The sequence below is a fragment of the Vreelandella maris genome (assembly GCF_013371085.1).
GTDB classification, from domain to species: Bacteria; Pseudomonadota; Gammaproteobacteria; order Pseudomonadales; family Halomonadaceae; genus Vreelandella; species Vreelandella maris.
This window is the reverse complement of the sequence record NZ_JABWCV010000073.1, coordinates 1-1,589: the sequence shown is the minus strand read 5'-3', so window position 1 is coordinate 1,589 and position 1,589 is coordinate 1. Positions and strand designations below refer to the sequence as shown.

The following is a 1,589-nucleotide window of genomic DNA, read 5'->3' as shown; positions in this document are numbered from 1 at the left end:
GCTAGGAGTCTGCGCGGCAGAAACGTTTTGAGCCCTCGTTTCCGCCAGACCGGATCATTGTCTGGCCGGAAGGAGTGTTCGCGATATCGGATCGGCTCCATCATCGCTTTCGATCCAGCCAGTTAACCGGTTAAAAGGGGCATCGCAGGGCCCCAGCTGTACCTACCGTGAGCCAAAGGCTGCCTCAGCGACTTATGCCAACCTCATCAGTGAACTCATGCGCCTGAGATTGAGCGACAGACAGACAAGATCCCATTCACCCTGCACCGCCTGAAGGCCCCGCAAGCCGAACTGCCGGAAGCCCAGGACATTCTTGATCCAGCCATTCACCGCCTCAACCATGTGCTTGTGCTGAGCGTAGACTGCTCGCCCCTCCGCCGTGGTAAGCTTCTCCTCCATGCGGGCCGTCGCCGGGTACCGGCTCGCGTTTATATCTCCGGTTTTTTTGCCTTCCCGGCGCAGCGAGACGTAGCCATCTATGCCTTTTGTCTCCAATGCCTGCAAGTCTTCCTCTTTGCGATAACCCGCATCAGCCAGACATTGGCCTGGGTAACTTCCCAGAGTTTCTTTTACCTCGCCCAGCAGCGGCACCAGACAGCCGTTATCACTGGGGTTGTTACCCTGGCGGTTGCCCACGATGATCTGGAACTCGCCATCCACGGCCAGTTGGCCGTTATAGCATTGCTGGAACCCATCATTCGTTTTCATGATCCGGCTTTGGGGGTCGGTAAAGTTACTCTGAGCCTTGTCCTCCGGAACTCCATAATCTCTCTTGAAGTTCCGGCCACCCTTGGGTGAGCGGCGATCATCGTCTGGATGCCGGCCTTTGGCCTCATCTTGCGTTTTTTGATCCGCTTCCAGTTTCTCCTTCGCTGCCCGGATCTTGTCCAGCCGCCCCTGACGGTGCTGAAGCTCTTCGGGTAACTCGTCGCCCCGCTGATCCGGGCCAAACTGTTGGTCTTCCGATTCATCCACACGGCGAGCCTGGCCACAAAGCTCATCAACCTCTTTTGACAGACGGGCTTCTTCCTCCCGCATGCGGTCATAGCTCATGGCCTTGTGCTTACTGGCGTTGGCCCGGACCTTGGTGCCATCAATCGCCAGCGTACCGAGAGTAACCAATTCCGCTTCCTGGGCGATCCGGACCACCTGAATAAATACGGCCTTGAACGCAGCCAGGTGTTGCTTGCGAAAATCGCAGATAGTGCGGTGTCTGGGGAAATTGCCAGCCGCCAGGACCCGAAGGGCGACATCTTCTTCCAACTTCCGGGCGATCTTTCGTGATGAAAACACGCCGGTCGCGTACGCATAGATCAACACCTTCAACATCATCCGCGGATCGAAAGGCGAGTTGCGCCGACCGCTCCCTTCATACCGGGCGTAGAAGGCACTCAGATCCAGTTCCTCGACCACGTCACTGATGAAATAGGCCAGATGCCCTTCGGGCAGCCACTCGTTCAGGCTCGGGGGAAGAAGCAGTTCCTGATCAGGTGAATAGGGGCGGAAGGTGGTTCCCATCGGATTCTCCGGTGCTGAAGAATTTTTACGTATTATGCCAGAAGGTGGCTCCTGCCGCGCAGACTCCTAGC

1 protein-coding gene is annotated in these 1,589 nt (G+C 57.1%); it reads right to left on the bottom strand.

The window, feature by feature from the left end:
* Positions 1-192: 192 nt before the first annotated feature.
* Entirely contained in the window at positions 193-1,518 is a 1,326-nt protein-coding gene (locus HUO07_RS21485; protein WP_035561699.1) for an IS1182 family transposase, read from the bottom strand.
* Between the last annotated feature and the right edge of the window lie 71 nt (positions 1,519-1,589).

Coding starts and splice junctions, on each gene's coding strand:
- HUO07_RS21485 (WP_035561699.1), bottom strand. CDS start 1,518: ATGGGAACCACCTTCCGCCCCTATTCACCTGATCAGGAACTGCTTCTT.